At 71.1% G+C, this 7,105-nt stretch carries 6 protein-coding genes; 2 read left to right on the top strand and 4 right to left on the bottom strand.

The features are described 5' to 3' along the window. On the bottom strand, positions 1–1,321 hold a 1,321-nt coding region (gene glnA, locus MCAG_RS07065), incomplete at its 3' end, for a type I glutamate--ammonia ligase (RefSeq protein WP_036372663.1). 252 nt (positions 1,322–1,573) lie between these two features. Here glnA and MCAG_RS07060 point away from each other — a divergent pair. Next, on the top strand, positions 1,574–1,975 hold the full coding sequence (locus tag MCAG_RS07060; protein ID WP_007072281.1) for an RDD family protein: 402 nt from the start codon (positions 1,574–1,576) through the stop codon (positions 1,973–1,975). Positions 1,976–2,048: 73 nt separating this feature from the next. Here MCAG_RS07060 and MCAG_RS07055 read toward each other — a convergent pair whose 3' ends face one another. From MCAG_RS07055 to lipA, 3 genes are all read right to left on the bottom strand, one after another. Further along, complete coding sequence (locus MCAG_RS07055; protein WP_007072280.1) at positions 2,049–2,738, bottom strand: DUF4191 domain-containing protein; 690 nt, start codon at positions 2,736–2,738, stop codon at positions 2,049–2,051. Between the two features lie 10 nt (positions 2,739–2,748). After that, entirely contained in the window at positions 2,749–4,275 is a 1,527-nt protein-coding gene (locus tag MCAG_RS07050; RefSeq protein ID WP_007072279.1) for an NAD(P)/FAD-dependent oxidoreductase, read from the bottom strand. Positions 4,276–4,378: 103 nt separating this feature from the next. Beyond that, on the bottom strand, positions 4,379–5,386 hold the full coding sequence (gene lipA / locus MCAG_RS07045) for a lipoyl synthase (protein WP_007072278.1): 1,008 nt from the start codon (positions 5,384–5,386) through the stop codon (positions 4,379–4,381). Positions 5,387–5,809: 423 nt separating this feature from the next. Between lipA and aspS the strand changes: the two genes are divergently transcribed. Continuing rightward, the gene (gene aspS, locus MCAG_RS07040) at positions 5,810–7,096 is read left to right on the top strand and encodes an aspartate--tRNA(Asn) ligase (protein WP_007072277.1); all 1,287 of its coding nucleotides are present in this window, start codon (positions 5,810–5,812) and stop codon (positions 7,094–7,096) included. Positions 7,097–7,105: the final 9 nt, after the last annotated feature.

Genomic DNA, 7,105 nt, shown 5'->3' with positions numbered 1-7,105 from the left:
GCGTGAAGACGCCGCCGTCGAGCAGGTAGTCGTGGTCGGCCTCGAGCGCGTCGAGCACCTCGGGCAGCGAGCCCGGAACCTGCTTGACCGAGCCCCACTCCTCCGGCGGCAGGTCGTACAGGTCCTTGTCGATCGGCGCCGGCGGCTCCATCTTGTTCTTGATGCCGTCGAGGCCGGCCATCATCATGGCCGAGAAGGCGAGGTACGGGTTGCTCGACGGGTCCGGCACGCGGAACTCGACCCGCTTGGCCTTCGCGTTGCTGCCGGTCACCGGGATGCGGGTGCAGGCGGAGCGGTTGCGCTGCGAGTAGACCAGGTTGACCGGGGCCTCGTAGCCGGGCACCAGGCGGCGGTACGAGTTGACCGTCGGGTTGGTGAAGGCCAGCAGCGACGGGGCGTGGTGCAGCAGGCCGCCGATGTACCAGCGGGCGGTGTCCGACAGGCCGGCGTAGCCGGTCTCGTCGTAGAACAGCGGCTCGCCGTTCAGCCACAGGCTCTGGTGGGTGTGCATGCCCGAGCCGTTGTCGCCGAAGAGCGGCTTCGGCATGAACGTCGCCGTCTTGCCGTTGACCCAGGCCTCGTTCTTGATCAGGTACTTGAAGAGCTGGAGCTGGTCGGCCGAGTGCAGCAGGGTGGAGAACCGGTAGTTGATCTCCGACTGGCCGGCGGTGCCGACCTCGTGGTGCGAGCGCTCCACGGTGAAGCCGGCGTCGACCAGGCGGCGAACCATGCCGTCACGCAGGTCGGCGTAGTGGTCGACCGGCGGCACCGGGAAGTATCCGCCCTTGTACGCGGTCTTGTACCCGCGGTTGCCGCCCGGCTCCTCGCGGCCGGTGTTCCAGGCGCCCTCGATCGAGTCGATGTAGTAGAACGACTGGTTGGCCGAGGTCTCGTGGCGGATCGAGTCGAAGATGTAGAACTCCGCCTCGGCACCGAAGTACGCGGTGTCGGCGATGCCGCTCGCCGCGAGGTACGCCTCGGCCTTCTTCGCCACGTTCCGCGGGTCCCGGGAGTACGCCTCGCGGGTGAACGGGTCGTGGATGAAGAAGTTGAGCGCGAGGGTCTTCTGCGCGCGGAAGGGGTCGATGAAGGCGGTCGCGACGTCCGGGAGCAGGAGCATGTCCGACTCGTGGATCGCCTGGAAGCCGCGGATCGACGACCCGTCGAAGGCGAGACCGTCGTTGAAGACGCTGTCGTCGAAGGACTCCACCGGCAGGTTGAAGTGTTGCATCACGCCGGGCAGGTCACAGAAACGTACGTCGACGAACTTCACGTCCTCGTTCTTGAGGTATCGCAGGAGTTCCTCGGGATTGGCGAACACACGTCCTCCTGGCACGTCCACGGGTGGCTGGCTTCTGGCGACCGTATGGCGGTGCGGTTGCTCGGCCGTATCTGCTGTGTTTCGGTCGTGTTACGTCGCTCGCGCTGCGTCATATGCGCCGCTCAGTCGCCGTCGGATGTCCGTTCGGACGATAGCCGACGCAGCACTGTACCGCAGATTATGGCCTTTGGTCCGGTTTGGCGGCAGGTGTGGTTCCGGCCACCCCCGCGTTCCTGACTACCCTTGGCGCTCGTGACCACGCCGCAGCCCCCCGCGCCGCCCGCCGCCGACCCCGCCTTCGCGCCGCCCACCCTGGGCCGCCGCTTCGGCGCCCTGGTAATCGACTGGGTGCTCTGCCTGCTGGTGTCCAACTTCTTCGCCGACCCGGTCCGCGACGGCTGGGCCCCCGTCGTGGTGCTGATCGTCGAGTACGGCTTCTTCCTCGGCCTGTTCGCCCAGACCCCCGGCATGTACGTCACCCGGATCCGATGCCTGTCCTGGGCCGACGGCGGCCGGATCGGCCTGGCCCGGGCGCTGCTGCGCGGCCTCCTGCTGGCCCTGGTGGTCCCGGCCCTGATCATGGACGAGCACCGCCGCGGCCTGCACGACCGCCTCACTGGGTCGGTGATCGCCGCCGCCCCGCGCGGTCGCTGAGGCCGCTGGGCCACGCGGTCACCGAGCCGCCCGCGAGCTGCCCCGCACGGGTGTACGGGTCGCCGAGCCGCCGTCAGCGACCCCGGCTCTGGCGGAACGCGCCGCGTGGCGGGCGCATGTTCTTCGGGATCGCGCCCTTGGGCATCTGCGGCCGGGCGGTGAGCGCCTTGAGCCGCTTGTCGAGGGCGTTGACGTCCTTGCCGCTGAGGGCGCGCGGCAGCCGCATCAGCGTCATCCGCAGCTTGCGGATCGGCAGCTCACCCTCGCCCTGGCCGATCACGTAGTCGTGCAGCGGAGCGGAGCCGATCACCTTGGCCAGCCGCCGCTTCTCCTGCCCCAGCAGGCCGCGCACCCGCTGCGGGTTCCCCTCGGCGAGCAGGATCACGCCGGGGCGGCCGATCACCAGGTGCACCATGTCCATCTGCGTGGTCGCGCTGACCGCCGGGGACACCCGCCAGTCGCCGCGCATGCTCTCCATGATCTGCGCCGCCGCGCCGGGCTGCCCCTCGGCGGCGTTCATCATCGCCTTGTTGGACCGCAGGTTGAGCACGATCAGCAGGGCGAGCAGGGCGACCAGGATGCCCAGCGGCAGCCAGAACCAACCCCAGAGGAGCACCGCGACCACGGTCAGCGCGAGCGGGATCAGCACCGCGCCGGTGGCCAGCGGAGCGAACCACCGATCCTGCTTGGCGGTGAAACTGAACACCATCCCGATCTGCTTCAGCCGCTGGCCGAACGAGACCTTCTCCTGGGGCTTCGCCATGCCGCAGAGTCTAGGTGGTCGCCGCCTGCCCCGTTGATCCGCGCCCGGTACGGGCCTCGGCCGGACGGTTGGGCAGCACCGGAGCGGCCCGCCCGGTGCCGTGCTGCCCGCCGGTGGAGGACGATCCGGCCTGCTCGTGGTACTCCTCCTCCACGTTCACCGCCCACACGTCGTGGCCGGCGGCGTCGAGGATGTTCTCCACGGCCAGCATCGCCGTGAGCATCGAGTGGTCCTGGTTGTTGTACCGGTGCATGCCGTTGCGGCCCACCGGGTGCACGTTCGGCAGCGCCTCGGCCAGCCAGTCGCGCATGGTCTCCACGGCCTGCTCGTACCCGAAGTCGTAGACCGGGTACGCCTTCGGCATCCGCACCACGTACCCGGCCGAGACCGCGCCGGGGCGGACCAGCCCGAGCGTCTCCAGCTCGGCCGTGCCCAGGGCGACCAGGTCGTCGTCGTCCGACTCCCACAGGTCGTCGCCCTCGTCGACGAAGTACTCCAGCCCGAGGCAGGTGAACCCGTCCCGAACCAGGTACGGCGACCAGGAGCCGAAGTTCTGGATCCGGCCCACCCGTACCCCCGGGGTGTGCACGTAGATCCAGTTGTCCGGGAACCCGGCGTCGGCCGGCACGACCAGCGCCACGGTGAGGAAGTCGCGGTGCCGCAACGCGTCGGCGGCGGCCAGCACCTGCGGCGGGGCGGGCGGATCCACGGCCCGCACCAGCGCCGGCAGCGGCATGCTGGAGATCACGTGGTCGGCCTCGACGCGGCGCTCGCCGTCCGGGCCCGCCACGGTCACCGCGACCGCCCGGCCCTCGGCCCGGTGCACCCGCGCCACCGACGTGCCCATCGTCACCACGCCGCCGGCCTTCGCGACCAGCTCGGCGCAGCGCTCCCACATCATCCCCGGGCCGAGTTTCGGATACTGGAACTCCTCGATCAGGCTGGTGATGTCGGCGCGGGCCCGGCGGGGCAGCAGCGCGTTGCGCACCGCGCCGGCCAGCGACAGGTTGCGAATGCGCTGGGCCGCCCAGTCCGCCTGCAGCTCCGTGGCCGGAAAACCCCAGACCTTCTCGGTGTACGTCTTGAAGAACATCCGGTACAGCCGGGTGCCGAAGCGGGCCGACACCCACCCCTCGAAGTGGCTCTGGTCCGCCGGTGGCCGCAGCCGCGCCCACAGGTACGACCCGACGCAGCGCACCGCCTCGACGATCCCCAGGTTGCCCAGCGCGTTGCCGGCCCGCAGCGGGTAGTCGAACAGCTTGCCCCGGTAGTGGATCCGGCTCATCCGGGGACGCAGCAGGAAGTCGCCGTCGGGCAGCACCTCGTGCCAGAACTCCTCGACCCGGGCCACCTTCGTGAAGAACCGGTGCCCACCGATGTCGAACCGCCAACCGTCCCGCTCGACGGTACGGCTGATTCCGCCCACGACGTCGTCGGCCTCCATCACCTCAACGGAGGCGTTCCGCCTGGTCAGCTCGTAGGCGGCGGTGAGGCCGGCGGGGCCGGCGCCGATGACGACGGTATGTGGCAGGGACATTACATAAATCCATCATCTTCGACGTCCTTCGGCAAGGGTTGCCCCGCAGGGTGGGACGTCGTGCGATTCTGTGCCCGCGGAGCTGCCTGCGCGGGCGCGCGTCCTACCGGCAGGAATTGCTGCGGGCGTCGAGGGCCTGCCGGTAGAGCCGGCCGGCCCGGTACGACGAGCGCACCAGCGGCCCGCTCATCACCCCGGCGAAGCCGATCTCCTCGGCCTCCTCGCGCAGCTCCACGAACTCCTCCGGCTTCACCCAGCGGGTCACCGGGTGGTGCCGGGGCGACGGACGCAGGTACTGCGTGATGGTGATCAACTCGCAGCCGGCGTCGTGCAGGTCCCGCAGCGCCTGGGACACCTCGGCCCGATCCTCGCCCATGCCGAGGATCAGGTTGCTCTTGGTGACCAGGTTATCGGCGCGGGCCTGCCGGATCACGTCCAGCGAGCGCTCGTAGCGGAACGCCGGCCGGATCCGCTTGAAAATCCGTGGCACCGTCTCGACGTTGTGCGCCAACACCTCCGGGCGCGCGCCGAACACTTCGGCGAGCTGCCCGGGGACCGCGTTGAAGTCGGGGATCAGCAGCTCGACCCCGCAGCCCGGCTGGAGGGCGTGGATCTGGCGGACCGTTTCCGCATACAGCCAGGCACCGCCGTCGGGCAGGTCGTCGCGGGCGACGCCGGTGATCGTCGCGTACCGCAGGCCCATCGACACCACCGACTCGGCCACCCGGCGCGGCTCGTCGGCGTCGAACTCGGCCGGCTTGCCCGTGTCGATCTGGCAGAAGTCGCAGCGCCGGGTGCACTGGTCGCCGCCGATGAGGAAGGTCGCCTCCCGGTCCTCCCAGCACTCGTAGATGTTGGGGCAGCCGGCCTCCTGGCAGACGGTGTGCAGCCCCTCGCGCGAGACGAGCCCGCGTAGCTGGGTGTACTCCGGCCCCATCTTGGCCTTCACCTTGATCCACGGTGGTTTGCGTTCGATCGGCGTCTCGGCGTTGCGCGCCTCGATCCGCAGCATGCGCCGACCCTCCGGGGCGACCGTCGCGGTACGCGAGGCGGGGCTGGTCGTCGGCTGCTCGGTCGTCGGCGTCGTCGACGCGGCGTGCTCGATCGTCACAAAACCGAGCCTACGCCCGACGGCGGCCGTCGATGAACGGGAGGCGATGCCCGTCACCTCCCGATTCCTGTGACGCCGCCCACCACCGCCGCCGAAAACCCCGTTGCACCGCCGCGCCCGGCTGTCTAGTGTGCCCCGCAAAGCTGCGACGGAGCCGAGTAGTGCGCCGCCCCGCCAGTCCAGAGAGCCGCCGAACGCTGCGAGGCGGTCTGGCGTCGGCGCACGAAGACCCTCCCGAGCTGCGGGAAGAACGGCGCGGTGTCTCCGACACCCGTGCCTGGTAGAACCCGCCCGGCTGGCCCCGGTCATCAGGCGACGAACGAGGCCCCCGCGTGCGGGGGCGAAGGTGTGGTGGCACCGCGAGGACCCGCTCGCCCACACCTCCCGGGGATCGCGTTGCGATCGATCGAGGAGGTAACCGCCGTGCAACGCATCCTGTCCACCCAACTCCCCGCCCACGTCGGCGCGACCGTCCGGATCGCCGGCTGGGTGCACCGCCGCCGGCTGCTCAAGTCGGTGGCGTTCCTGATCGTGCGGGACGCCGCCGGCCTGGCCCAGGTGGTGGCCACCGACCCGGCCGCCCGCGCCGCCGTCGAGGAACTCACCGAGGAGACCGTGGTCGAGGTCACCGCGACGGTGGTCGCGAACCCGGCGGCCCCCACCGGGGTCGAGCTGATCCACCCGACGGTACGACCGCTCGGCCCACCCGCCGCCGCGCCGCCGTTCGACCTGTACCGGCCGGCGCTGACGGCTACCCTGCCCACCCAGCTCGACCACGCACCCGTCGCGCTGCGCCACCCGCTCAGGTCGGCGGCGCTGCGGGTCTCGGCGGCGGCGGTGGCCGGGTTCCGGGCCACCCTCGACGCTCGCCACTTCGTGGAGATCCACACCCCGAAGGTGGTCGCCTCGTCCACCGAGAGCGGCGCGAACGTCTTCGCGCTGGACTGGTTCGGCCGGCCCGCGTACCTGGCGCAGTCCCCGCAGTTCTACAAGCAGCTCATGGTCGGCGTCTTCGAGCGCGTGTACGAGGTCGGGCCGGTGTTCCGGGCCGAGCCGCACGACACTGCCCGGCACCTGGCCCAGTACACGTCCCTCGACGCGGAGTTGGGCTTCGTCGGCGACCACACCGACGTGATGGTCGTGCTGCGGGACACCCTCGCCGGGATGCTGGCGACCGTGGCCGACCGGGCCGGTGCCGCGCTGGCCACGCTGGGCGTGACGGTGCCGCCGGTGCCGGCCCGGATCCCGGCCGTGCGGTTCACCGAGGCGCTGGCCATCGCCGGTGCGCCGGCCGACGAGCCGGACCTCGCCCCCGCCCACGAGCGGGCGCTGGGGGAGTGGGCCCGCCGCGAGCACGGCAGCGAGTTCGTCTTCGTCACCGGGTACCCGATGGCGAAGCGGCCCTTCTACACCCACCCGGACCCGGCGCGGCCGGCGTACTCGAACGGGTTCGACCTGCTGTTCGGCGGCCTTGAGCTGGTCACCGGCGGGCAGCGCCTGCACCGCTACGACGACTACCTGGCGGCACTCGCGGCGCGCGGCGAGCCGGTCGAGCCGGTCGCCGGCTACGTCGACGCGTTCCGGCACGGCATGCCGCCGCACGGCGGCTTCGCGATCGGCCTGGAGCGCTTCGTCGCCCGCCTGGTCGGCGCGGCCAACGTCCGCGAGGTCACGGCCTTTCCCCGCGACCTGCACCGCCTCACCCCCTGAAGGCGGCAA

The organism is Micromonospora sp. ATCC 39149 (genome assembly GCF_000158815.1).
Taxonomy (GTDB): Bacteria; Actinomycetota; Actinomycetes; order Mycobacteriales; family Micromonosporaceae; genus Micromonospora.
Note: the sequence above shows the minus strand (reverse complement) of the source record. Positions and strands in the feature narration are given on the sequence as shown.

Excerpts from the sequence above, each read along its gene's own strand:
- MCAG_RS07055 (WP_007072280.1), bottom strand. The coding sequence starts at position 2,738 with ATGGCGAAGCCCCAGGAGAAGGTCTCGTTCGGCCAGCGGCTGAAGCAG.
- MCAG_RS07050 (WP_007072279.1), bottom strand. The coding sequence starts at position 4,275 with ATGTCCCTGCCACATACCGTCGTCATCGGCGCCGGCCCCGCCGGCCTC.